Origin of the sequence: Streptomyces qaidamensis (genome assembly GCF_001611795.1) — a bacterium.
Classification (GTDB): domain Bacteria; phylum Actinomycetota; class Actinomycetes; order Streptomycetales; family Streptomycetaceae; genus Streptomyces; species Streptomyces qaidamensis.
Genome location: NZ_CP015098.1, coordinates 4065678 through 4088128, shown reverse-complemented (window position 1 = coordinate 4088128; position 22451 = coordinate 4065678). Strand labels below are relative to the sequence as shown.

Here is a 22451-nt window from a genome sequence, read left to right as displayed (position 1 = left end):
CGAAGATCCGACCTGGGAAGGACGGACTTCGTGCCGTGGTCGTACGGCAGTTGTACGCCGTCGGACCCCGGTGCCACGCCCCGGTGACACGCCTTGTGTCAGCTCGCCCGGCGGGCGGTGAACAGCAGGTACTCCCACTCCAGGAGGGTCCCGCCGGAGCCCGTGCCCTGGTCGCCGTCGCGGGCGAGGTCGACCAGGGCGCCGTCCAGGGCGGCGGCGCGGTCGGGCTCGCCGGCGATGTTCTTGTAGACGCTGATGGCCGGGCCGTAGCGCTCCTTGAAGTAGTCGCGGAACATCTCCGGCGTCTCGAAGCGGTCGACCCGGACCGTGCGGCGCTCGGCGCTGACGTCCGTGACCCGGTCGCCGAGGAGGGCGCGGACGTGGTCCTCGTCCCCCCACAGCGGGGGCGGCTGGGCTCCGGGCGGGGGCGGTGGCGCGTACGGCTTCATCGCGGCGAACATCCGGCCGATGAAGCCCTGGGGCGTCCAGCTGAGCAGCCCGATGGTGCCGCCGGGACGGCAGACCCGGACGAGTTCGTCGGCGGCCTGCTGGTGGTGCGGGGCGAACATGACGCCCACACAGGACAGCACGGTGTCGAACTCGGCGTCCCCGAAGGGCAGGGCCTCGGCGTCGGCCTCCTGCCAGGTGAGGTGCGCACCCTGCTTCTCGGCCACCGCCCGGCCCGCCTCGAACAGCTCGGGCGTGAGGTCGGAGGCCACCACGTCCGCGCCGGTCAGGGCCGCCGGGATCGCGGCGTTTCCGGAGCCGGCGCCCACGTCCAGCACCCGTTGGCCGGAGCGCACCCCGCACGCCTCGGTCAGGACCGCTCCCAGCTCGGGGATGACCTCGGCGGCCAGGGAGGGGTAGTCGCCCTGGGCCCACATCGCCCGGTGCTTGGACTTCAGTGCACGGTCGGCCTCGACCGCGCTGTTCTGCGTCGTCATCGCTGCGCTCCTCACCGGTCCGGCGGCGGTCCCGCGCGACGGTTTCGAGCGTTTCGCCGCCCTCTCCTGAGCGTAGGGAGGGGGCGGGCGGGTGTCTCGTCGGAGGGTGCGGGTGCGTGTCCGCTTCGCGCCTCACCGCCGGGTGGTGGGTCGGGACCGGGGGTGTCCGTCCTCGGAACGGCGCGATGGGGTCTCACACCGGCTGACTGTCCGTTGACGCGCCAACCGCTGCGGGCGGCCCCCCGACACGGCCCCTCGCGGCGTACGGCGGCTGTGGACCGGCGGTGGTGCGGCGGGGCGTCGCCCTGCGGACCGGCGGTCGTGCGGCGGGTGTCGCCGGGGCTACTGGGTCGTGGGGGACGCCGCCGGGTCCTGGGAGGACGCTCGCTTGATCGCGGCGTCCCGCTTACGGACGTACCAGATGCCGATCAGTCCCAGCCCGGCGCCGGCCAGGCAGGTCCATACCCACCAGGTGTGGCCGTGGTCGTCGAACCAGCCGTAGAAGGGGAGCTGGACCAGGAAGAGGACGAACCACAGGATCGTGCCGCCGATGATGGTGGCGACCACGGGGCCCTCCAGGGGCTCCGGCGCCTCGTGTCTGGGGGTCCACTTCGCCATGGGGACAGCTTACGAGGCGATCGGGTCTACGCGCGGAGATGTGCGATCGGGGCCTTATATGTTCATACTGAAACGGTTTGTGTCTGACCACTTCTCTTCGTAGGAAACACCAAAGACATGTCCTCCTCGGCTCCTGCCAAGGTCCCCGCCCCTGAACAGCCGGGAGCCGGGCGCACGTACGGCGCACTCGACCGTTTCTTCCGGATCTCCGAACGGGGCAGCACCCCGTCCCGCGAGGTCCGGGGCGGTCTGGCCACCTTCTTCGCGATGGCCTACATCATCGTGCTGAACCCGATCATCCTCGGCAGTGCCAAGGACATGTACGGCCATCAGCTCGACAACGGGCAGCTGGTCACCGCGACGGCCCTCACCGCCGCGCTCACCACCCTCCTCATGGGCGTCATCGGCAACGTCCCGATCGCCCTGGCCGCCGGCCTCGGCGTGAACTCCGTCGTCGCCCTCCAGCTCGCCCCGCGGATGTCATGGCCGGACGCGATGGGCATGGTGGTCCTCGCCGGGTTCGTGGTCATGCTGCTGGTGGCGACGGGGCTGCGCGAGCGCGTCATGAACGCCGTGCCCTACGGGCTGCGCAAGGCCATCTCCATCGGTATCGGCCTGTTCATCATGCTGATCGGGCTCGTCGACGCGGGCTTCGTCTCCCGGATCCCGGACGCCGCCCAGACCACCGTCCCGCTCCAGCTCGGCGGCGACGGTCACCTGAACGGCTGGCCGGTCCTCGTCTTCGTGCTCGGCGTGCTGCTGACCCTGGCGCTCATCGTGCGCAAGGTCTCCGGCGCGATCCTGATCTCGATCGTCGCCATGACGGTCCTCGCGGTCGTCATCAACGCGGTGGCCAAGGTGCCGAGCTGGGGCCTGACCACGCCCACGTGGCCCGGCAACCCGGTCGCGAGCCCCGACTTCGGGCTGATCGGGCAGGTCAGCCTGTTCGGCGGCTTCGGCAAGGTCGGCGTGCTGACCGGGGTGCTGTTCGTCTTCACCGTGCTGCTGTCGTGCTTCTTCGACGCGATGGGCACGATCATGGGCGTCTCCGACGAGGCGAAGCTGACCGACGGCGAGGGGCAGATGCCCGGCATCAACAAGGTGCTGTTCGTCGACGGCCTCGCGGTCGCCGCGGGCGGCGCCAGCTCCTCCTCCGCGACGACCGCGTTCGTCGAGTCCACGGCCGGTGTCGGCGAGGGTGCCCGGACCGGTCTGGCGAACGTCGTCACCGGCGGCCTCTTCGCCGTCGCCCTCTTCCTGACGCCGGTCGCCACGATGGTCCCCTCCCAGGCGGCCACTCCCGCGCTGGTCGTGGTCGGCTTCCTGATCCTGGCCGGGTCGGTCAAGGAGATCGACTGGGCGGACTACACCATCGCCGTCCCCGCCTTCGTGACGATGCTGATGATGCCGTTCACCTACTCGATCACCAACGGCATCGGCATGGGCTTCGTCACCTTCGTGGTGCTGCGTCTGGCGGCCGGGCGGGGCCGGGAGGTGCCGTCGGCGATGTACGCGGTGGCGGCGGTGTTCGCGTTCTACTACCTGATGCCGGCGCTGGGTCTGACCTGATCCGGGTCCTCGTCGCCGGAGTCGGGTGACCCGTAGAACCTCTCCGTCTCCTCGACGGCGGCCTGGAACCGCTGGTCGAAGTCATTTCGAATGAGCGTCCGGACGACATAGTCCTGGACGCTCATTCCGCTTTTCGCGGCATGGTGCCGGAGCCGTTCGAGCAGGTCGTGGTCTATTCGCAGGCTGAGCACGCTGGTCCCCATGGGCACGAGGGTCGCGGCACCGTTCGGTGCGGCGGGCGCGGTTCCGCCGCCGGATCACCCATATGAGTGATGTCACGCTTCAGTGGCGGGCGTCACGGACCTCCTGGTGTGTTACCGCTGGTCTTTAGCGAGAGTAATGAGTTACGCTAAAGAACATGCCGGACCTCAGCCATGGCGACGATGTAGCCGCCGTGAACTCCCTCCGATCCGCAGTGATGCGGCTGTCCCGTCGGCTCAAGCACCAGCGGGTCGACGAATCGCTCAGCCCCACCGAGATGTCGGTGCTGGGCACCCTGTCCCTGTGCGGCAGGGCCACACCGGGCGAGCTCGCCCGCAAGGAGCACGTCCAGCCGCCGTCGATGACGCGCATCGTGGCGCTGCTGGAGGCCAAGGGCCTGGTCCGGCTGGAGCCGCACGCCGAGGACCGGCGCCAGAAGGTCGTCACACGCACCGAGCAGGCCGAGACCATGCTCGAGGAGAGCCGCGCCAAGCGGAACGCGTTCCTGGCGACGCTGGTGGAGAACCTCGACGAGGACGAGTGGGCGAAACTGCGCGCCGCCGCCCCCGTGCTGGAGAAGCTCGCGCACCTGTAAGCCGTATGTAGCAAGGAGGCGAACCCTTTGAGTTCGGGACCCGGAGCAGCTTCCGCCCCCGCACCTGATCCTCACGACTCCCCACCCGCCCTCGACGCACCCGCCTGCGCCCGGCCCGCCCGCAAGTCCTCGATGTTCTCCTCCCTGAGCGTGCGGAACTACCGCCTGTTCTTCATGGGACAGGTCGTCTCCAACATCGGCACCTGGATGCAGCGCATCGCCCAGGACTGGCTGGTGCTCAGCCTCACCGGCTCCTCCGCCGCCGTCGGCATAACGACCGCGCTGCAGTTCCTGCCGATGCTGCTCTTCGGCCTCTACGGCGGTGTCCTCGTGGACCGGCTGCGCAAGCGGCCCACGCTGCTCGTGACGCAGACCTCGATGGCGCTCACCGCGATCGCCCTGGCCGTCCTCACCCTCACCGGTCAGGTCCAGGTGTGGCACGTGTACGTCGCCGCGTTCGCCGTCGGACTCGCCACCGTCGTGGACAACCCGGCCCGGCAGTCCTTCGTCTCCGAGCTGGTCGGCCCGGGGCAGCTGCAGAACGCCGTCAGCCTGAACTCGGCGAACTTCCAGTCCGCCCGCCTGGTCGGCCCCGCCGTCGCCGGCCTGCTCATCACCGGCGTCGGCACCGGCTACGCCTTCCTCTTCAACGGCCTGTCCTTCATCGCGCCGCTCACCGGCCTGCTGCTGATGCGCGCCCGCGAGCTGCACGTCGTCGAGCGCGCCCCGCGCGCCAAGGGGCAGCTGCGCGAAGGCGTGCGGTACGTCACCGGCCGCCCGGAGCTGATCTGGCCGATCGTCCTGGTCGGCTTCGTCGGCACGTTCGCCTTCAACTTCCCCGTCTACCTGTCGGCCTTCGCGGACGACGTGTTCCACGCGGGGGCGGGCGCCTACAGCATGTTCAACACGCTGATGGCGGTCGGCTCGGTCGCGGGCGCACTGCTCGCCGCGCGGCGGGGAACGGCCCGGCTGCGACTGCTGATCGTGGCGGCCATGGCCTTCGGCGCGCTGGAGATCCTGGCGGCGACGACCCCCACCCTGTGGATGTTCGCCCTGCTCATGGTCCCGCTGGGCCTGTTCGGCATGACCGTCAACGTCACGACGAACACCAGCATCCAGATGTCCACGGATCCGGCCATGCGCGGCCGCGTCATGGCCCTCTACATGATGGTCTTCCTCGGCGGCTCGCCGGTAGGCGCCCCGGTCGTCGGCTGGATCACCGACACGTACGGCGCACGGGTCGGCCTCGCGGCCGGCGGCGCGGTCGCGGCGCTCGCCGCGGCGGTGATCGGCCTGATCCTGGCCCGCGTCGGCAACCTGCGCCTCTCGGTCGGCTGGCACCGAGGCCACCCCAGGGTGCGCTTCGTGCCCCGCGAGCAGGAGCAGCTGGCCCCGGCGGCGTAAGGGCGTCGTCAGTCCCGGGGGAACTCGCCGGTCTTGAGGACGAGCCCGACCACGGTTCCGGTCAGGTCGATCTCGTCCCCGAAGTCCAGGCTCAGCTCACCCCGGTACTCGCCGTCCTTGGGCTTGGTGTGCAGATGCCAGCGGCCGGTGTACGGATCCACGATCAGGTACACCGGCACCCCGGCGACGGCGTAGGCGTCCTTCTTGGGGCCGTAGTCGTTGGCGGCGGTCTTCCTGGAGATCACCTCGGCGACGAACTCGACGTCCTGGTAGCGCCACAGGCCCTTGTCGTTCTTCGCCGCGCCCTCCGCCATCACGGTGACGTCGGAGGCGAAGCCGTTGAGGTGGCCCGGGTAGTCGACACGGACGTCGGACTTCACGCGCTTGCGCGGGTACTTGCTGCGCAGTTGCTCGACGATGTCCAGGATGATGTCCCAGTGGGTGTCCCGCTGAGGCGCCATGAAGATGTTCCCCCCGACGATCTCGACCTTGTAACCCTCGGGGACGGGCATCGTCTCCACCCACTCGAACATCATGTCGAGGGTGAGTTCGCCGCTGCTGTCGGCCATCTCGATCCTGTCTGCAAGGACGGTCAATCGTGGCGTTCCTCCCCGGCCGCACCCGTGGATGGATCCGGCCGCGCGGTACAACGATACGCACGGTGACCTGGACACGCCCGGGACCCGGAGGCTGCCTACACCCGCCGGGCCAGCAGCTGCCCCGGCCAGTCGTTCTCGCCGACCGTGAAGGCCTCGGTGCGCGTGAAGCCGTTGGACTCGTAGTAGCGGACGAGTTTGCCGTCGTCCCCGGCGTAGCAGTCGACGCGCAGGAGGGAGACCCCGGCGCGGCGGGTCTCCTCGGCGGCGTGGGCGAGCAGGGCGCTGCCCACGCCGTGACCCTTGAAGCGGCGGTCGGAGGCCAGCCAGTGGATGTAGCGCTCGGGTTCGCCGGGCTGGGGGAGGTGGGACAGGTAGGCGCCCGCGGAGCCGGTGAGGGTGAGGGTGCCGGCGGGGACGCCGTCGGCGTCGGCCATGTACACGCTGCCCTCCGCCATGTACCGGCGGACCGACTCCACCGTCTTGGGGCTCTCCGACAGGGGCTTCGTCCCCCACTGCCCCGTGCGCCCCTGTGAGACCAGCCACTCCACACAGCTGTCGAGCATGCCGAGTATCGCGGGAATGTCGTCGGGCCCGCCGTCCCGGATGGTGATCCGCATGGCCTCATGATGCCAGGCTGGATCCATGAGACTCTTCGCGGCCGTGCTGCCCCCTGACGACGTGTGCCGGGAACTCGGCGGTGCGGTCGACGAGTTGCGCACGCTGCCCGGCGCCGACGGCATGCGCTGGACCGGCCGTCCCGGCTGGCACTTCACGCTCGCCTTCTACGGTGAGGTCGACGACGGTGTCGTCCCGGAGCTGACGGAGCGGCTGGAGCGGGCCGCGCGCCGGACCGAGCCGTTTTCGCTGGCCGTGCGGGGTGGCGGGCAGTTCGGGCACGGGAGGGCGCTGTGGGCCGGGGCCGAGGGGGACCTGGCGGCCCTCCGGCTGCTGGCCGAGCGGGCCGAGGCGGCCGCGCGCAAGGCCGGGGTGCCGATGGGGGAGCACCGGCGGTACAAGGCCCATCTGACCGTGGCGCGGAGCCGGGAGGCGGGGGACGTGCGGGCGTTCCTGGACGTGCTCGCGGGATTCTCGGGCCGGAGCTGGACCGTGCGGGAGCTCTGCCTGGTGCGGAGCAATCTGCCGACATCGGGGGTTCCGGGGGAGCAGCCCCGGTACGAGGCGGTCGGGCGCTGGCCGCTCGGGGGAGCCGGTTAGGCTCGGTGTCGTGGACCCGAAAACCCGCAACCGGATCATGGCCGGTGTGCTCGTGCTGATGTTTCTCGTCGTCGCCTTGGCTTCCGTGCTCGGGAGGTAGGGCGGCGGGGGGACTGCGGACGGTTGCTCTCCGGCTGCGGGCCGGTGGAGGCCGGTCGCGCAGCTCCCCGAGCCCCCTCGGGGCGCGGCGGAGCCGTATGGTGCGGCAGCTCCCGCGCCCCTGAGGGGTGGACCTACCAGGCGAAAGCCTCCGGGCTCGGGCCCGGGCCCGGGAAGATCTCGTCCAGGGCGGTCAGGAGGTCCTCGGACAGTTCCAGCTCGGACGCGCGGACGGCGGAGGAGAGCTGTTCGGCGGTGCGCGGGCCGACGATCGGGCCGGTCACGCCGGGGCGGGTGAGCAGCCAGGCCAGGGCGGCCTCGCCGGGCTCGATGCCGTGCTTGTCGAGCAGGTCCTCGTAGGACTGGATCTGCGCGCGGGTGGCGGGGTCGTTCAGCGCGTCGGCCGCGCGGCCGGTGGCGCGGCGCTTGCCCTCGACCTCCTTCTTGAGGACACCGCCCAGCAGACCACCGTGCAGCGGCGACCACGGGATGACCCCCAGGCCGTACTCCTGCGCGGCCGGGACGACCTCCATCTCGGCGCGCCGCTCGGCGAGGTTGTACAGACACTGCTCGCTGACCAGGCCGATGGTCCCGCCGCGCCGGGCGGCGATCTCGTTGGCCTGGGCGATCTTGTAGCCGGGGAAGTTCGACGAGCCGACGTAGAGGATCTTGCCCTGCTGGACCAGGACGTCGATCGCCTGCCAGATCTCCTCGAAGGGGGTGGCCCGGTCGACGTGGTGGAACTGGTAGACGTCGATGTAGTCGGTCTGGAGCCGCTTGAGACTGGCGTCCACGGCCCGCCGGATGTTCACCGCGGAGAGCTTGTCGTGGTTGGGCCAGGCCGGGCCGTCGGCGCCCATGTTGCCGTAGACCTTCGTGGCGAGGACGACCTTGTCGCGGCGTCCCTCGCCCTTCGCGAACCAGTTGCCGATGATGCTCTCGGTGCGGCCCTTGTTCTCGCCCCAGCCGTACACGTTGGCGGTGTCGTAGAAATTGATACCTGCGTCCAGCGCCGCGTCCATGATGGCGTGGCTGTCGGCCTCGTCGGTCTGGGGGCCGAAGTTCATGGTGCCGAGGACGAGCCGGCTGACCTTGAGTCCCGTGCGTCCGAGCTGCGTGTACTTCATGGTCCCCAAGCCAACGTCTTGAAGTGCGCTCCAAGCAAGCACGCGATCCGGGCCTGCCGTCAGACGTCGGAGCTGTGGTCACCGTGCGATGCGCACGGTGACCACGACAGGGGGGGGCGAGCGTGGACAACCTGGCCGGACTGCGGGAGCCGACCGGTCATGAGCAACGCCGTTCGCTGGTGGAGGAGTTGCTCAGGGCCTCCGGGGGCGGGGAGGGGCTGCGGCCCGTCGAGCCGACCGTCGTCGTGCAGGACGGCGTACGGCCCTGGCGGGCCCGGTTCCGGCCGCCGGCCCCCGGCGGGCAAGTCAATCCGCGTAGGGCCCCGCCAGGCCCCAGCCCTGGTGCATCGCCTCCGCGAAGGCCGCCGCGATCTTGTGCTCGCCGCTCGCGTTGGGGTGGGTGCCGTCGTAGGTGTCGGTGGCGACGTCGTACGACGTCGGGGGCGAGGCCAGGAGGACGGGGGAGCCGGGCTCGTCGAGGTCGGCTGCCGTCTTGGCGAGGAGTTCGTTGAAACGGGCGACCTCGACGGCGAAGTCCGCATCCGACTGGGCGCGCACGTTCGGGGTGACCGGCAGCCACACCATCCGCACCCGGCGGTTCGCCGCCCGGGCCCCGGCCGTGAAAGCCCGGACGTTCTCGGCGGTCTGCTCGGCGTTCGTGTAGAAGCCGAGGTCGATCAGGCCCAGGGAGACCAGGAGGACGTCCGCGCGGTACGAGCGCACCGCGTCACCGATCAGCGGCGCCATGTGCTGCCAGCCCTCGCCCCAGCCGGCCAGGTGGGCGCGCGGGAAGTCCGGTTCGGCGTAGGCGTACGACACCGGGGCCCCGGCGAGCTGGTCGTAGAGCGTCTCGCGCGGCCCGACGAGGGTGAAGGGGCCGCCGTAGGAACGGCACAGGTGCTGCCACAGCCGGTAGCGCCACGTGTGTTCGCCCGTGCTCCCGATCGTCATGGAGTCACCGACGGGCATGAACCTGAGCATCCGCTCATCATGAACGATCGGATCACCCGGCGGGGTGTGAGTCGGGCCACGCCCGGCGCCCGGCCGTCCACCTTGATCCACCGGCCACGGTGAACCGCCGCTGAACCGCCGGGCGGGATGGCAGGCTTGGGGCATGCGCAGACCGTTCGCCCTTCTCGCCGCGGCCCTCCTCACGGGTGCCCTCGCCGTGCCCGCCTCCGCCGCCGACGGCGACGAGAAGTTCACGATCAAGGACCCGCGCATCACCGAGTCCAGCGGCCTGGCGGCCTCGCGGCAGCACCCCGGCATCTACTGGACGCACAACGACAGCGACGACGGCGCGTATCTCTACGCCGTCGACAGCGCGACGGGCGAGACGGTCGCCACGGTCACCATGTCCGGCGTGGGCAGCCCGCGCGACGTCGAGGCCGTCTCCATCGGACCGGACGACCAGATCTACGTCGGTGACATCGGCGACAACCTCGGTGGCACCTGGCCGTACGTGTGGATCTACCGGCTGCCCGAGCCGAAGAACCTGCGCGACCAGACGATCAAGGCCACGCAGTACGTCGTGAAGTACTCCGACGGCGCGCGGGACGCCGAGTCGCTCGTCGTGCATCCGAAGACCGGCCGCGTCTACATCGTCGACAAGAACGAGAAGGGCGGGCACCTGTACGAGGGGCCGGCCCGGCTCTCTCCGTCCGGGTCGAACACGTTCCGGCCCGTCGCGGCCGTCCCCGACCTGGAGGCCACCGACGCCACGCTCTCCCCGGACGGCGAACACCTCGTCGTACGCAGCTACTTCGGCGCGATCGCGTACGACTGGAACGGCGGGAAGATCAAGAAGAAGGAACGGCTCGGCGTGCCGTTCCTGGGTCAGGGGGAGTCCGTCACCTACACCGCGGACGGCAAGAAGCTGATGTACGGCGCCGAAGGGGCGGACAGCCCGGTGGAGCCGCAGGACGCCCCGGGCGGTGGCGGGTCCGACGCGCCTTCCGGGAGCGGGAGTTCGGCCACATCCGGTGGGGGAGACGGGCTGAGCGGCAATCTCAGGACCGGCGCGATCGCCGCGGGTGCCGTGCTGATCGCCCTGTTCGGCCTGCGGCGGCTGATGCGCCGGGGCTAGCGACCCCGCCCCCTGTCCGCCCGTCCCCCCTGGGCCCCCTTTCCCCCCGGGTGACCGCTCCCTCAGCCGTGCGGCCTGCGCGGATCCCACCTCTGTGGAGCGGCGCAGGTAGCGCTCGGTCACCCGGAGTTCCTCATCGCCGAACTCGGCGAGGAGGGCGGCGAAGGCGCTGCCGGGGGCGTCCCACGCGGCTTCGGCCTCCGGTGCGCGCCGAGCGGTGAGCGAGACACGGGTCCTTCTGCGGCCCCAACGGTCCGGCCCGGTCCTGACGGTCCGGCCCGGTCCTGACGGCCCGGCCCTACGCCTTGCGCCGCGCGACCAGGACCTCCAGCCCGTCCAGGATCCGCTGCAGGCCGAACTCGAAGTGGTCGAAGTCCGTGCCGAAGGCGTCCTCGGAGAGCGACGCCATGACCGGGTAACGGCCCGACGCCATGGCCTTCTCCAGCATCGGCACCTGCGCCTGCCAGAACTCGGCGTCCGTCAGGCCCGTCCGGCGCTCCGCCTCCTGCTGGTACACCTGCGTGCGCGCGGCCCCGACGACGTACCCGTCGATCATGATGATCGCGGAGACCAGCTCGGGGTCGCTCAGCCCCATCGGGCGGATCAGGGTCATCACCTTCTCCATGCCGTCGAGGGCGCTCGGGCCGAGGATCGGGCGGGACTGGTTGACCTGGAGCAGCCAGGGGTGGCGGCGGTAGAGGGCGAGGGTCGCGCGCGCCAGTGCCTCCAGGGCCGCGCGCCAGCCGGTGCCGGGGTCGGCGGGGTTCTCGGAGGGACGCTGCACCCGGTCCAGCATCAGGTCGAGCAGCTCGCCCTTGCCGGGGACGTACCGGTACAGCGACATGGTGCCGGTGCCGAGTTCGGCGGCGACGCGGCGCATGGAGAGCCCCTCCAGGCCCTCGGTGTCCGCGAGTTGGACGGCCGCTTCCACGATCCGGTCCAGAGTCAGGGCCGGTTTGGGGCCGCGGCTGGGGCGGCGGCCGGTGTCCCACAGCAGTTCGAGGGTGCGGGCGATGTCGCCGCTGCCGCTGGTCTCCGTACCGCCCGTGCCGCTCGTCATGGAGTCCAGCTTAGGTCCCCGCGAAAAAATTGGGTACGGCGTACGCGTAATCGGGTACGCTGTACCCAGTTCGAGCCGACGGGGCGCGAGCGCAAGGGAGGGGGCGGCATGGACGGATACGCGGTGCGGGCCGAGGCACTGGAGAAGCGGTACGGCGAGAAGCGCGCACTCGACGGCTTCGACCTGGCGGTGCGCGAGGGCACGGTGCACGGCCTGCTCGGGCCGAACGGGGCGGGCAAGACCACCGCCGTCCGCATCTTGTCCACGCTGATCCGGCTGGACGGGGGCAGGGCGACGGTCGCCGGTCTCGACCTGGCCCGGCAGTCGCGCGAGGTCCGGGCCCGGATCGGGCTCACCGGCCAGTACGCGGCGGTGGACGAGGTGCTCACCGGCCGGCAGAACCTGGAGATGTTCGGCCGTCTGTTCCACCTGGGCGGGAAGCGGGCCAGGCTGCGGGCGACCGAACTGCTGGAGCAGTTCGACCTGACCGACGCCGGTGACCGGGGGGTGGGCAAGTACAGCGGCGGCATGCGGCGCCGCCTCGACCTCGCGGCGTCCATGATCCTCGCCCCGGCCGTCCTCTTCCTCGACGAGCCGACGACCGGTCTCGACCCCCGCAGCCGGGGCGAAGTCTGGGACTCCGTAAGGGCGTTGGTGGCCGGCGGCACGACCGTGCTGCTGACCACGCAGTATCTGGAGGAGGCCGACAGGCTCGCCTCGCACATCACCGTCATCGACCAGGGGCGGGCCATCGCCGACGACACCCCGGACGGGCTGAAGAACCTGGTCGGCGGCGACCGTATCGAGGTCGTGGTCGCCGAGCGGTCCGAGATCCCGCGTGTGGTGAAGGTCGTCGCCCGGGTCACGGACGGCGAACCCGAGGCGGACGAGACGGAGTTGCGGGTGCACGCCCCGGTCACCGACCGGGTCACCGCCCTCACCGAGGTCGCCCGGACCCTCCAGGACGAGGGCGTCCGCGTCGAGGACATCGGGCTGCGCAGGCCGAGCCTCGACGACGTCTTCCTGCGCCTGACCGGCCACCGCACCGAGAAGGAGCCCGCAGCATGAGCGCCACCGACCTGAGCACACCCGGCACGCGCAGCGCTGCCCACTGGCTGCTCGCCGACTGCTGGAACATCGTCCGCCGCGGCCTGACCCACTACCAGCGCCAGCCGGTCAACATCGCCTGGCAGCTGGGCTTCCCGATCATGTCCGTGCTGCTCTACGGCTATGTCTTCGGCAGCGCCATGAAGGTGCCGGGCGGCGGGGACTACAAGGACTTCCTGATGCCGGGCATGTTCGCGATGACCATGGCGTTCGGCTTCATCAACACGGCGACCGTCGTGGTCTACGACTCCACCAAGGGCGTCATCGACCGCTTCCGCTCGATGCCGATGGCCTCCTCGGCCGTGGTGGCCGGGCGCGGGGTCACCGACATCATCGTCGCCTGCGCCGAGTTGGCGATCATGATGCTCACCGCGCTCGCCATGGGCTGGCGGCCGGACGGCGGCGCGGGCTTCCTCGGCGCGTTCGGGCTGCTGCTGTGGCTGCGCTTCTCACTGATCTGGATCGGGGTGTGGCTCGGCCTGATCGTGCCCAACCCCGAGGCGGCGGGCGGCCTCTTCGCGGTCGCCTTCCCCTTCACGATGATCTCCAGCATCTTCGTCGCGCCGCAGCTCATGCCCGACTGGCTCGGCTGGGTGGCGGTCTGGAACCCGATCTCCTCCACGGCGGCGGCGACCCGCGAGCTGTTCGGCAATCCGGTCGATGGCGACACCTGGGTCGAGCAGCACGCGCTGCTGATGGCCGGGGTGTGGCCGGTGATCCTGACGGCGATCTTCCTGCCGCTGGCCGTACGGCGGTTCCAGAAGCTGAGCCGATAGCGGTTGCCACGGTCGCGCACCTCCCAGGGTCTTGACGTGCTGATGTTGCGTCAGTTCTCTGGGAGGTGCGCGGCATGATGGGAGCGCTCCCAGTCAGTTCCGGGTGCCGTGCCTCACCGTCCCCGGAGGACCGAGAGGAAGCAGCCACATGTTCCGCACCCTGCGCAGAGCCCTGTGTGTTGCCGCGGCGCTCCTGTTACCGCTGGCCGGCGTGCAGTCGGCACGGGCCGATGTCACCGCGGAGGCCGCCGGCGCCGGCTACTGGCACACCAGCGGCCGGCAGATCCTGGACGCGGCCGGGCAGCCCGTCCGTATCGCCGGCGTCAACTGGTTCGGCTTCGAGACCGCCAACCACGTCGTCCACGGCCTGTGGGCCCGCGACTACAAGAGCATGATCGACCAGATGAAGTCGCTGGGCTACAACACCATCCGCATGCCCTACAGCGACGACCTCCTCAAGCCCGGCACCATGCCGGACAGCATCAGTCACGACGGCAAGAACACCGACCTGCGCGGGCTGACGTCCCTCCAGGTCCTGGACAGGATCGTCGCCTACGCGGGCCAGTCCGGCCTGAAGATCGTCCTGGACCGGCACCGGCCGGACGCGGCGGGCCAGTCGGCGCTCTGGTACACCGCGTCGGTCCCCGAGTCGACGTGGATCACCAACCTCAAGGCCCTCGCGACGCGTTACAAGGGCAACTCCACGGTGATCGGCATCGACCTGCACAACGAGCCGCGCGACCCGGCCTGCTGGGGCTGCGGGGACACCTCCCGCGACTGGCGCCTGGCCGCCCAGCGCGCGGGCAACGCGGTCCTGTCGGTCAACCCCGAGCTGCTGATCATGGTCGAGGGCGTGCAGTCGTACAACGGCGCGAACGGCTGGTGGGGCGGCAACCTGATGGGCGTGGCCCAGCACCCGGTCCAGCTGGACGTGCCGAACCGGCTGGTGTACTCCGCGCACGACTACGCGACGTCGGTGGCCCAGCAGTCCTGGTTCTCCGACCCCTCCTTCCCCGCCAACATGCCGGGCATCTGGGACAAGTACTGGGGCTACATCTTCAAGCAGAACATCGCCCCGGTGTGGCTCGGCGAGTTCGGTACGACGCTCCAGCCCTCGGTGGACCAGAAGTGGCTGGCCGAGCTGGTGAAGTACCTGCGCTCGACGTCCGTGTACGGGGCCGACAGCTTCCACTGGACGTTCTGGTCCTGGAACCCCAACTCCGGTGACACGGGCGGCATCCTGAAGGACGACTGGCAGACGGCCGACACGGTGAAGGACGGCTACCTGGCGTCCATCAAGGCCCCGGGCTTCGACCCCGGTCCCGGTCCCGGGCCGGGCGGTCCCGGCGACCCCGGAGGCGGCAACGCAACTTGCTCCGCCGCGTACACGGTCGGCAGCGACTGGGGCGGCGGCTTCAACGCCGAGGTGAAGGTGACCAACACGGGCACGCTGCCGCTGAAGTCCTGGAAGGTGACGTGGACGTGGAGCGGCTCGCAGAAGGTCACGAGCATGTGGAACGCGTCGCACACCCAGAACGGGGCGACCGTCACCGCGGTCAACGCGGCGCACAACGGGAGCGTGGCGGTGGGAGGTTCGGCGAGCTTCGGCCTGGGCGGCGCGCCCGGGGGCGGAGGTGCGACGGATGTGAGGTGTACGGCGACGTGAGCGCGCGGCGGTGAGTGGGTACGCCCGGTGACCGCCGGGCGTACCCATGCCGAGGCGGCGTGTCCGGATTGCCGTAACTCCCCTTTTCTGAGGGGTGTCTGAGAGCAGACTATGACTCGATTCGGTCAAGTCTTGGTCGAATCCGTACGTGTGTTGCGCGCTCTTCGAAACGATGCGGCACGGCCCGTGTCACTCACGGGCCCGACCCCCCTCACCGTTGCGAGAGAACTCCATGAGAAGAAGCGCAGCCGTACTGTGCGGCGTCACGGTCGTCCTGGCCGGGACGCTCGCCGCCGCCCCCGCCAACGCCGGCGCGTCACACTCCGCGAACACCGCCGCCCTGACGACCGCCGCGGCGCAGATCGCATGGAAGAAATGCGGTACGGACGACGCCCCGACGCTCCAGTGCGCGTCGTTGAAGGTGCCGCTCGACTACGCGAAGCCGCGGGGGAGGCAGATCACGCTGGCGCTGTCCCGCGTGCCGCACACCGCGCCGAAGTCCCAGGGCCCGCTGCTCGTCAACCCCGGCGGCCCCGGTGGCAGCGGTCTGTCGCTGGCCCCGTTCGTCGCGTCGTCCCTGCCCAAGGAGGTCGCGGCCCAGTACGACGTGATCGGCTTCGACCCGCGCGGAGTGGGCGAGAGCCAGCCCGCCCTGGACTGCAAGCCGGGCTACTTCGACCCGGTCCGCCCCGACTCCGTACCCAGCACACCGGCCCTCGAGAAGGCCAACCTCAAGCGCGCCAAGTCCTTCGCCAAGGCCTGCGGCACGAAGTACAAGGACGTCCTGCCGTACATCGACACGGTCAGCGCCGTGAAGGACATGGACTCGATCCGCAAGGCCCTGGGCGCACCGAAGATCAACTACTTCGGCTACTCGTACGGCACCTACCTGGGCGCCGTCTACGCCAAGCTGTTCCCCGAGCGGGTGCGGCGCCTGGTCCTGGACTCGATCGTCGACCCGACCGGTGTCTGGTACGACGACAACATCCAGCAGGACTACGCCTTCGACAAGCGTCACAAGGCGTTCATGACGTGGATAGCCAAGTACGACTCCACGTACAAGCTCGGCACGGACCCGAAGAAGATCGAGGCCAAGTGGTACGCCATGCGGGCGGCCCTGGCCAAGAAGCCCGCGGGCGGCAAGGTGGGCGCCTCCGAGCTGGAGGACATCTTCCTCCCCGGCGGCTACAACAACGGCTACTGGCCCACGCTCGCCCAGACGTTCGCGGCCTACGTCAACAGCCACGACACCGCCGCGCTGGTCGAGGCCTACGACAACATCGCGGCGATCGACGCCTCCGGCGACAACGGCTACAGCGTCTACACCTCGGTGCAGTGCCGTGACGCGTCCTGGCCGCGCGACTGGAAGCAGTGGCGCAAGGACAACTGGGCGGTGTACGAGAAGGCGCCGTTCATGGCCTGGAACAACGCCTGGTACAACGCACCGTGCGCGTTCTGGCCGACGAAGACGCTGAAGCCGGTGAACGTCGCCAACAGCAAGCTCCCGCCGGTGCTGCTGTTCCAGGCGACGGACGACGCGGCCACGCCCTACCAGGGCGGTGTCACCATGCACCGGCTGCTGAAGGGCTCCAGCCTGGTGGTGGAGCAGGGCGGCGGCAACCACGGCGTCACGCTGAGCGGCAACGCCTGCCTGGACAAGCACCTCGCCACGTACCTGACCGACGGCAAGGTCCCGCACGGCAACGGTGTGGCCGACGCGGTGTGCAAGAAGAACCCCGACCCGAAGCCGCAGCCGGCGGCGCAGAAGGCGCCGAGCACGCCGCAGCCCGCCGTCGCGGCGGTCGGTGACGGCCTGCGCGGGATCCTGGGGTTCGGCCGGTGAGTTCTTCCGGCTGAGCAGCGGCTGATCTGACGGGAGAGGCGCCCGGGGCTTCCCGGGCGCCTCGTGCGCGCGCGGGGGCCCGGGCGGCGGCGGTCGCTTCGTGCGATGCGCGTGCTCCGCGGGCCGGGCGCTGGACGCAGGGAGCCCCCTGCGCCCAGCAGCCGATCAGTCGGCGCCCGGTCTCCAGCTCCTGGCCCGGGCGACCACTCCCTGGCCTCCCGCGAGGCCGACGCAGATCGCCAGCAGCGTGCTCCCCGCCACCGTCACCGCGGTGAGCTCCGGTGCCCAGCGGGCCCCGCCCGTGGTCACCATCGGATATCCGAGGACGGCGGACACGACGGCGCCGGCGCAACCGGCCACGCCGATCGGCACGGACAGGTACCACAGTGCGGTGGACCGGAACACGTGTGTGTCTCCCGCCAGGACGCCGACGGGAGCGAGCCGGCTTCCGAAGACCTGGAACTCCGCCAAGGCGCTGAAGGCGGCGGCGAGTGCGGCCATGAGCATGCCCCCCAGGCCGAGCAGCGTCACCCAGTTCGCGATGGTCTCGTCCAGCAGGGCGCCACCCAGCTGCGCGCCTGCGAGGACGTTGACCAAGGGCGCCGTACCCAGATGGCGGTAGGCCGCTTCCCGGACCGTGCCGGCGGCCGACGCGTCACCCGGGCGGGAGATCACCACGAGTTTGATCTCTGCGACGCCACCGCGTGCGCCCGTTGTGGGGATGCCGTCGCTGGCGATGCGCAGGTCCGGCGTCCCGGTTTCCCAGCGCCCCAGCTCGCTCAGCCGCCGGTCACCGTCGCGCAGGACGGTGGACCGAGGGGGCGGGCAGGGGAGCTGAACAGCCTTCCAGCTCGCACAGGGACCGGTGAGCACGGCCGGCTCCCCGCGATCCTGGACCAGAGCGAACACAGCGCGCCCCTGTCCCGTGTCCTCTTGGAACGCCTTGATGTGCGAGGCCGGCTGGACACGGCTTCTGATGATCAGGACGCTGTCCCCCAGAGCATCGAACGTCTGCCTGGCCTCGGCGGCCGCCACCGTGGTCCGGCTCACCCACAGCTGCACCTGGCTGACCAGACCCAGGCCCACCACGACGGCGACCACCAGACGCGCGATGACTCCCGGATGGGCGTGCAGCCAACGGCCGGCGATGAGCCCGCCCGGATACCGCTTCGCGATGGACCGGCCGGCCAGCCGTCGCCCGAGGGCCGTCATCGCCCAGGCGATCAACGCGGGCAGGGTCGCGAGCGTCAGGACGATGCCGATCGCGTACTGCACGATGCTGACGCGGTAGTCCGGAGCGAGCGGCCCGAGATCGACCGGCATGGCCAGCACGAGACCGAGCGCGCACAGCAGCGCGTAACGCCGCTTCACCCGGCCCTCGGTCAGCGTGCGGGGGGAGCGGCCGTCCCCCTTCTTCCGGTGCAGCAGCACCGAGGCGACCAGCACCCCGGCTGCCGCACCCGCCGCGCCGAGGAGGACCGCCGGCAGCCAGGCGCGAACGGCCGCCGCCGAGAGCGTGTAGTCGGTGAGCGGAACGGCGACGTCGGTGTACGCCGCCGTCACGAGCGGCAGCGTCCCGATCAAGGCACCTGCCCCGACCGGCCACAGCGCTTCGCCCACGCACACGAGGGCCCGGTGCCGCCACGTGCCGCCGAGCGCGTCGAGCAAAGCCGTACGACGGTCACGTGCAGCAGAACCGCAGCGCAGGGCCACCACGGTCAGGACGGCGGCCGGAAGGCCCAGAAAGCCGAGCACGGCCGCCATGAACGCATCGGCGTCGACCACGCCGATCGAGTCCCCGAACGGCGTGGGATCGGGGTCGCCGAAGCCGGAGATCTCCATCGTCCTGTCCCACTCGGGGGATTTGGCGGCCGTCGGTCTGACGTAGACCAGGCGCTCCGACGGAGACGTGAGACCTTCGGCGGAGATCCTCCCCGCGTCCCGTCCGTAACGGTGGGAGATCCCCTCCCGCTGCCCGGCCGCGGCAAGCGCCGGGGAGAGCACGGCCTCCCCCGGCCGTGGCCATGCGGACAGGCCGGGGGGCGGCGAGGCGCCGGGAGTCAGCGGCTCGACGAAGATGACACTGTGCTGAAGTCCGCCGACCGTGTCACCGCTCTCCCGCCAGTGGGCGACGGCACGCTCTCCCGGGAACTTGCCGGTGAACCGGGGTGCTCTCGCCTGGGCGTGGCTCTGCTCCGCGCTGTCCGCCGCCATGGTGATGACCGCCGTGCCGGCGGCGCAGCAGAGGAACGCGGTGGCCAGTGCCAGCGCGAGACTCCGCAGCCGGTGCCCCGGACCGCCCTTTGAGGCCCGTAGCCCCATGGCCATCAGCTGCCGCGTCAGGCCGCGCCCGCTCAGCCGCCCCACGTCGGAGCCCCCATGCTGATCTGCCCGTCCGTGATCCGTGCGACGCGCTCGGCGCCGAGCGCCACCTTCTGGTCGTGCGTGACGAGCAGAAGCCCGCAGCCCCATCGGGAGGGCAGCGAATACAGCAGTTGACTGACGCGGTCGCGGTTGTCGTCATCGAGCGCGCCGGTGGGTTCGTCGGCAAGGATCAGGGACGGCCTGTTGACCAGGGCCCGGGCGATCGCCACCCGCTGGCGCTCCCCGCCGGACAGCGATCCCGTCGCCACCGAGGTGTCCGAGATGCCGAGGTCGTGGAGGAGTTCTTCGGCAGCGCTGCGTCCGCGGGAGCTTCGCACACCGCCCAGCATGGCGGCGAGCATCACGTTCTCCAGAGCCGTCAGCTCCGGGAGCAGTTCGCCGAACTGGAAGACCATGCCGATGTGGCGTGACCGGTGGCGCGCCCTCGCACCGGCCCGCAGGGACGTGACGTCCGCGCCCGCCACCTCGATGGTTCCGCTGTCCGGGCTGATGAGCCCCAGGACACACGAGAGCAGCGTGCTCTTCCCGCTGCCACTGGGGCCCGTCAACGCGACGGACTCGCCCTCCGCGACGGTGAGATCGACGCCGCTGAGCAGCACGCGGTCGGCCAGTTCGAGCCGGACGTCACGCAGGTGGAGGACGGGATTGCGCACCAGGAGTCCCTTGCGAGGAAGGCAGTGGTCGAACATGAGAACGCGCCCGTCGCCACGGCGGCGACGGGCGCACGGCAGTCGCTCTAGATCCGGTAGGCCCAGGAACCGCACGCGTCCGGCTTGGCGAACTGCTGCTCGCAGACGCGGATCTTGTTGAGGATCGCACCCGCGCCGGTCCTCACGCAGTTGTCCGGGCCGGCGCCGTTCTTGTCCCAGAGGTGACTCGAGTCGTTGTCGTAGACGCGGAAGTACTCGCCCTCCACCGCGTTCGTGTCGGCCTCCATGTCGCAGACGCGGAGACGGCGGTCACCCTCGAAGCCCTTGGCGTTGTCGTCACCCTGCCAGGCCTCGATGTAGGCCCACGCCGGACCGCTGCCGACGCTCACCCCGAGGGCGAGAGTTGCGCCGGCCACCGCGAGGGCGAGGCGCCCGGCCCTGCCGGTTATTCGAGTCATCATCCGTTCCGTCCCTCCCCCGGAGGATCGATTCCTCCAGGACTTCACCTGTACTGCGGCCCCGGGCCCCCGGCCCAGAGCCAAAGGATCATGACAGGCCTCTCACAGGCTGTCCACTTGATAGGTTCACAACGTCCCCGCGCCGACCGCGACTTGGAGCGACCGGCGGCCGCTCGGGGCGCCACGACTCGCGCTGGGGGCGATGTGCTGAACGACATGGTGGCCGTCCCGGCGGGGCCCGTCACGCTGTCCGACCGGCGGACCGAGCGCAGCTGGACGGTCGAGGTCGCGTCGTTCCGGATGTCGGCGGTGCCGGTCACCCAGGCCTGGTACGACGAGGTCACCGGCGAGCGTCCGAGCGCGGCCCGGGGTGAGCTGCTGCCCGTCGAGGGCGTGTCATGGTGGGACGCGGTCCGGTTCTGCAACGCCCTGTCCCGGCGCGAGGGCCTGACCCCGGCGTACGAGGTGCGGTCCGGCGACGGGGCCGCCGACTGGGACACCGCCGCCGACGGCTACCGGCTGCCGACCGAGGCCGAGTGGGAACACGCCTGCCGCGCCGGCGGCACCGGGCCCCGTCACGGCCCGCTCGACGAGATCGCCTGGTACCGCGGCAACGCGGACGACCGCATCCACCCCGTGGGCGGCAAGCAGCCCAACGCCTGGGGCCTGTACGACATGCTGGGCAACGTCTGGGACTGGTGCTGGGACCTCTACGACGCGGAGGTCTACGGCACCTACCGGGTGCTGCGCGGCGGCGGCTGGTCCGACGAACACTGGAGCTGCCGCGCCTCGGTGCGCCGCCGGAGCCATCCGACGTTCCGGATCGACGACGTGGGGTTCCGGGTGGCGCGTTCGATGCCGGCCTGAGCGCGGCAGAGGGCGCCCCGCACGAGCGGGACGCCCTCGACACTCACGTCGTGTGCGAGAAGGTCAGAGCTTCTCGATCACGTAGTCGACGCACTTGGTGAGCGCCTCGATGTCCGCCGGGTCGATCGCCGGGAACATCGCGACGCGCAGCTGGTTGCGGCCGAGCTTGCGGTAGGGCTCGGTGTCGACGATGCCGTTGGCGCGCAGGACCTTGGCGACGGCGGCGGCGTCGACCTCGTCCGTGAAGTCGATCGTGCCGATGACCTGCGAGCGCTTGGCCGGGTCGGTGACGAACGGGTTGGCGTACTTGATGTCCTCGGCCCAGCCGTAGAGCGTACGGGCGGAGGTGGCGGTGCGCCGGACCGACCAGTCAAGGCCGCCCTGGCCGTTGATCCACTCCAGCTGCTGGTTCAGCAGGAAGAGGGTGGCCAGCGCCGGGGTGTTGTACGTCTGGTTCTTGCGGGAGTTGTCGATCGCCGTCGGCAGCGAGAAGAACTCCGGGACGTGCCGGCCGGACGCGTGGACGCGCTCGGCGCGCTCGATCGCGGCCGGGGAGAAGACGCCGATCCACAGGCCGCCGTCGGAGGCGAAGGACTTCTGCGGGGCGAAGTAGTAGACGTCCGTCTCGGCGATGTCGACGGGGAGGCCGCCCGCGCCGGAGGTGGCGTCCACCAGGACCAGGGCGCCCTCGTCGGCGCCCGCCACGCGCTTGATCGGCATGGCGACACCGGTAGAGGTCTCGTTGTGGGTGAACGCGTAGACGTCCACGCCCGCCCCGGCGACCGCCTCCGGGTGGGTGCCCGGGTCGGCGGAGATGACGTCCGGCTCGGCCAGCCACGGGGCGAGCTTCGCGGCCTTGGCGAACTTGGAGGAGAACTCGCCGAAGCTGAGGTGCTGCGACTTGTTCTCGATCAGGCCGTGGGTCGCCACGTCCCAGAACGCGGTGGAGCCGCCGTTGCCGAGGATCACCTCGTAGCCGTCGGGGAGCTGGAACAGCTCGCTGATGCCTTCGCGCACCTTGCCGACCAGGTTCTTGACGGGAGCCTGGCGGTGGGAGGTGCCGAGCAGGGACGTGCCGGTGGCGGCCAGGGCGTCCAGCGCCTCCACCCGCACCTTGGAGGGGCCCGCGCCGAATCGACCGTCGGCGGGCTTGATGTCAGCAGGAATCTGGATCTCAGCCAC

The 22451-nt window shown here is 70.7% G+C and carries 22 protein-coding genes; 10 read left to right on the top strand and 12 right to left on the bottom strand.

The genetic code is table 11. From position 1 onward, the window contains the following. Positions 1–98: 98 nt before the first annotated feature. Complete coding sequence (locus A4E84_RS17860) at positions 99–944, bottom strand: class I SAM-dependent methyltransferase (RefSeq protein ID WP_062927546.1); 846 nt, start codon at positions 942–944, stop codon at positions 99–101. Between the two features lie 342 nt (positions 945–1286). Further along, the gene (locus tag A4E84_RS17855; RefSeq protein WP_079129006.1) at positions 1287–1562 is read right to left on the bottom strand and encodes a DUF2530 domain-containing protein; all 276 of its coding nucleotides are present in this window, start codon (positions 1560–1562) and stop codon (positions 1287–1289) included. 117 nt (positions 1563–1679) lie between these two features. Here A4E84_RS17855 and A4E84_RS17850 point away from each other — a divergent pair, with 117 nt between their 5' ends. Then, positions 1680–3131: an NCS2 family permease gene (locus tag A4E84_RS17850; protein ID WP_062927544.1), complete on the top strand. Its 1452-nt coding sequence runs from the start codon at positions 1680–1682 to the stop codon at positions 3129–3131. On the opposite strand, the gene A4E84_RS17845 is transcribed toward A4E84_RS17850, so the two are convergent. Then, positions 3101–3334: a ribbon-helix-helix protein, CopG family gene (locus A4E84_RS17845; RefSeq protein ID WP_062931499.1), complete on the bottom strand. Its 234-nt coding sequence runs from the start codon at positions 3332–3334 to the stop codon at positions 3101–3103. The genes A4E84_RS17850 and A4E84_RS17845 overlap by 31 nt on opposite strands. A gap of 155 nt (positions 3335–3489) precedes the next feature. On the opposite strand from A4E84_RS17845, the gene A4E84_RS17840 reads away from it, so the two are divergent. Continuing rightward, positions 3490–3927 carry a MarR family winged helix-turn-helix transcriptional regulator gene (locus tag A4E84_RS17840; protein ID WP_062927543.1) on the top strand — a complete coding sequence of 146 codons (438 nt, stop codon included), beginning with the start codon at positions 3490–3492 and terminating at the stop codon, positions 3925–3927. Between the two features lie 27 nt (positions 3928–3954). Beyond that, positions 3955–5331 carry an MFS transporter gene (locus A4E84_RS17835; RefSeq protein WP_062927542.1) on the top strand — a complete coding sequence of 459 codons (1377 nt, stop codon included), beginning with the start codon at positions 3955–3957 and terminating at the stop codon, positions 5329–5331. An 8-nt stretch (positions 5332–5339) separates the two neighbouring features. Here the strand turns inward: A4E84_RS17835 and A4E84_RS17830 are convergent, their stop codons facing one another. Then, positions 5340–5927, bottom strand: coding sequence for a Uma2 family endonuclease (locus A4E84_RS17830; RefSeq protein WP_062927541.1), 588 nt, complete (start codon positions 5925–5927; stop codon positions 5340–5342). 98 nt (positions 5928–6025) lie between these two features. Then, positions 6026–6547: a GNAT family N-acetyltransferase gene (locus A4E84_RS17825; protein WP_062927540.1), complete on the bottom strand. Its 522-nt coding sequence runs from the start codon at positions 6545–6547 to the stop codon at positions 6026–6028. 25 nt (positions 6548–6572) lie between these two features. On the opposite strand from A4E84_RS17825, the gene thpR reads away from it, so the two are divergent. Beyond that, a complete protein-coding gene (gene thpR, locus A4E84_RS17820) occupies positions 6573–7145 on the top strand; it encodes an RNA 2',3'-cyclic phosphodiesterase (protein WP_062927539.1) in 573 nt (190 codons plus the stop codon). 233 nt (positions 7146–7378) lie between these two features. Here the strand turns inward: thpR and A4E84_RS17815 are convergent, their stop codons facing one another. Together A4E84_RS17815 and A4E84_RS17810 are read right to left on the bottom strand one after the other, a co-directional pair. Continuing rightward, positions 7379–8371, bottom strand: a complete 993-nt coding sequence (locus A4E84_RS17815; RefSeq protein WP_062927538.1) for an aldo/keto reductase — start codon at positions 8369–8371, stop codon at positions 7379–7381. Positions 8372–8677: 306 nt separating this feature from the next. After that, positions 8678–9352 (bottom strand): SGNH/GDSL hydrolase family protein, encoded by a 675-nt coding sequence (locus A4E84_RS17810; protein WP_062927537.1) that lies wholly within the window; start codon positions 9350–9352, stop codon positions 8678–8680. Between the two features lie 133 nt (positions 9353–9485). Between A4E84_RS17810 and A4E84_RS17805 the strand changes: the two genes are divergently transcribed. Then, positions 9486–10457, top strand: a complete 972-nt coding sequence (locus A4E84_RS17805) for a hypothetical protein (protein ID WP_062927536.1) — start codon at positions 9486–9488, stop codon at positions 10455–10457. Between the two features lie 298 nt (positions 10458–10755). Here A4E84_RS17805 and A4E84_RS17800 read toward each other — a convergent pair whose 3' ends face one another. After that, positions 10756–11517: a TetR/AcrR family transcriptional regulator gene (locus A4E84_RS17800; RefSeq protein ID WP_062927535.1), complete on the bottom strand. Its 762-nt coding sequence runs from the start codon at positions 11515–11517 to the stop codon at positions 10756–10758. Between the two features lie 108 nt (positions 11518–11625). Between A4E84_RS17800 and A4E84_RS17795 the strand changes: the two genes are divergently transcribed. The 4 genes from A4E84_RS17795 to A4E84_RS17780 all read left to right on the top strand — a co-directional run bounded on the left by A4E84_RS17795 (position 11626) and on the right by A4E84_RS17780 (position 16909). Beyond that, positions 11626–12585 (top strand): ATP-binding cassette domain-containing protein, encoded by a 960-nt coding sequence (locus A4E84_RS17795; RefSeq protein WP_062927534.1) that lies wholly within the window; start codon positions 11626–11628, stop codon positions 12583–12585. Continuing rightward, on the top strand, positions 12582–13400 hold the full coding sequence (locus tag A4E84_RS17790) for an ABC transporter permease (protein ID WP_062927533.1): 819 nt from the start codon (positions 12582–12584) through the stop codon (positions 13398–13400). The genes A4E84_RS17795 and A4E84_RS17790 overlap by 4 nt, the downstream gene beginning before the upstream one ends. Before the next feature lie 148 nt (positions 13401–13548). Next, positions 13549–15066, top strand: a complete 1518-nt coding sequence (locus tag A4E84_RS17785) for a cellulase family glycosylhydrolase (RefSeq protein WP_062927532.1) — start codon at positions 13549–13551, stop codon at positions 15064–15066. 232 nt (positions 15067–15298) lie between these two features. Next, complete coding sequence (locus A4E84_RS17780; RefSeq protein ID WP_062927531.1) at positions 15299–16909, top strand: alpha/beta hydrolase; 1611 nt, start codon at positions 15299–15301, stop codon at positions 16907–16909. 165 nt (positions 16910–17074) lie between these two features. Here A4E84_RS17780 and A4E84_RS17775 read toward each other — a convergent pair whose 3' ends face one another. The 3 genes from A4E84_RS17775 to A4E84_RS17765 form a co-directional block, all read right to left on the bottom strand. Continuing rightward, positions 17075–19276, bottom strand: coding sequence for a hypothetical protein (locus A4E84_RS17775; RefSeq protein WP_062927530.1), 2202 nt, complete (start codon positions 19274–19276; stop codon positions 17075–17077). Beyond that, positions 19264–19947 (bottom strand): ABC transporter ATP-binding protein, encoded by a 684-nt coding sequence (locus A4E84_RS17770; protein WP_237304946.1) that lies wholly within the window; start codon positions 19945–19947, stop codon positions 19264–19266. The genes A4E84_RS17775 and A4E84_RS17770 overlap by 13 nt, the downstream gene beginning before the upstream one ends. A gap of 83 nt (positions 19948–20030) precedes the next feature. Further along, positions 20031–20405, bottom strand: coding sequence for a hypothetical protein (locus A4E84_RS17765; protein WP_159029589.1), 375 nt, complete (start codon positions 20403–20405; stop codon positions 20031–20033). A 213-nt stretch (positions 20406–20618) separates the two neighbouring features. Here A4E84_RS17765 and A4E84_RS17760 point away from each other — a divergent pair, with 213 nt between their 5' ends. Then, positions 20619–21269, top strand: coding sequence for a formylglycine-generating enzyme family protein (locus A4E84_RS17760; RefSeq protein WP_062931498.1), 651 nt, complete (start codon positions 20619–20621; stop codon positions 21267–21269). Between the two features lie 63 nt (positions 21270–21332). Here the strand turns inward: A4E84_RS17760 and serC are convergent, their stop codons facing one another. Then, positions 21333–22451, bottom strand: a complete 1119-nt coding sequence (gene serC / locus A4E84_RS17755) for a phosphoserine transaminase (protein WP_062927527.1) — start codon at positions 22449–22451, stop codon at positions 21333–21335.

Bases quoted from the DNA above. Each gene is read 5' to 3' on its own strand.
- A4E84_RS17860 (WP_062927546.1), bottom strand. From the start codon at position 944: ATGACGACGCAGAACAGCGCGGTCGAGGCCGACCGTGCACTGAAGTCC.
- A4E84_RS17855 (WP_079129006.1), bottom strand. From the start codon at position 1,562: ATGGCGAAGTGGACCCCCAGACACGAGGCGCCGGAGCCCCTGGAGGGC.
- A4E84_RS17850 (WP_062927544.1), top strand. From the start codon at position 1,680: ATGTCCTCCTCGGCTCCTGCCAAGGTCCCCGCCCCTGAACAGCCGGGA.
- A4E84_RS17845 (WP_062931499.1), bottom strand. From the start codon at position 3,334: ATGGGGACCAGCGTGCTCAGCCTGCGAATAGACCACGACCTGCTCGAA.
- A4E84_RS17840 (WP_062927543.1), top strand. From the start codon at position 3,490: ATGCCGGACCTCAGCCATGGCGACGATGTAGCCGCCGTGAACTCCCTC.
- A4E84_RS17825 (WP_062927540.1), bottom strand. From the start codon at position 6,547: ATGCGGATCACCATCCGGGACGGCGGGCCCGACGACATTCCCGCGATA.
- thpR (WP_062927539.1), top strand. From the start codon at position 6,573: ATGAGACTCTTCGCGGCCGTGCTGCCCCCTGACGACGTGTGCCGGGAA.
- A4E84_RS17815 (WP_062927538.1), bottom strand. From the start codon at position 8,371: ATGAAGTACACGCAGCTCGGACGCACGGGACTCAAGGTCAGCCGGCTC.
- A4E84_RS17810 (WP_062927537.1), bottom strand. From the start codon at position 9,352: ATGCTCAGGTTCATGCCCGTCGGTGACTCCATGACGATCGGGAGCACG.
- A4E84_RS17805 (WP_062927536.1), top strand. From the start codon at position 9,486: ATGCGCAGACCGTTCGCCCTTCTCGCCGCGGCCCTCCTCACGGGTGCC.
- A4E84_RS17800 (WP_062927535.1), bottom strand. From the start codon at position 11,517: ATGACGAGCGGCACGGGCGGTACGGAGACCAGCGGCAGCGGCGACATC.
- A4E84_RS17795 (WP_062927534.1), top strand. From the start codon at position 11,626: ATGGACGGATACGCGGTGCGGGCCGAGGCACTGGAGAAGCGGTACGGC.
- A4E84_RS17790 (WP_062927533.1), top strand. From the start codon at position 12,582: ATGAGCGCCACCGACCTGAGCACACCCGGCACGCGCAGCGCTGCCCAC.
- A4E84_RS17785 (WP_062927532.1), top strand. From the start codon at position 13,549: ATGTTCCGCACCCTGCGCAGAGCCCTGTGTGTTGCCGCGGCGCTCCTG.
- A4E84_RS17780 (WP_062927531.1), top strand. From the start codon at position 15,299: ATGAGAAGAAGCGCAGCCGTACTGTGCGGCGTCACGGTCGTCCTGGCC.
- A4E84_RS17765 (WP_159029589.1), bottom strand. From the start codon at position 20,405: ATGATGACTCGAATAACCGGCAGGGCCGGGCGCCTCGCCCTCGCGGTG.
- A4E84_RS17760 (WP_062931498.1), top strand. From the start codon at position 20,619: ATGGTGGCCGTCCCGGCGGGGCCCGTCACGCTGTCCGACCGGCGGACC.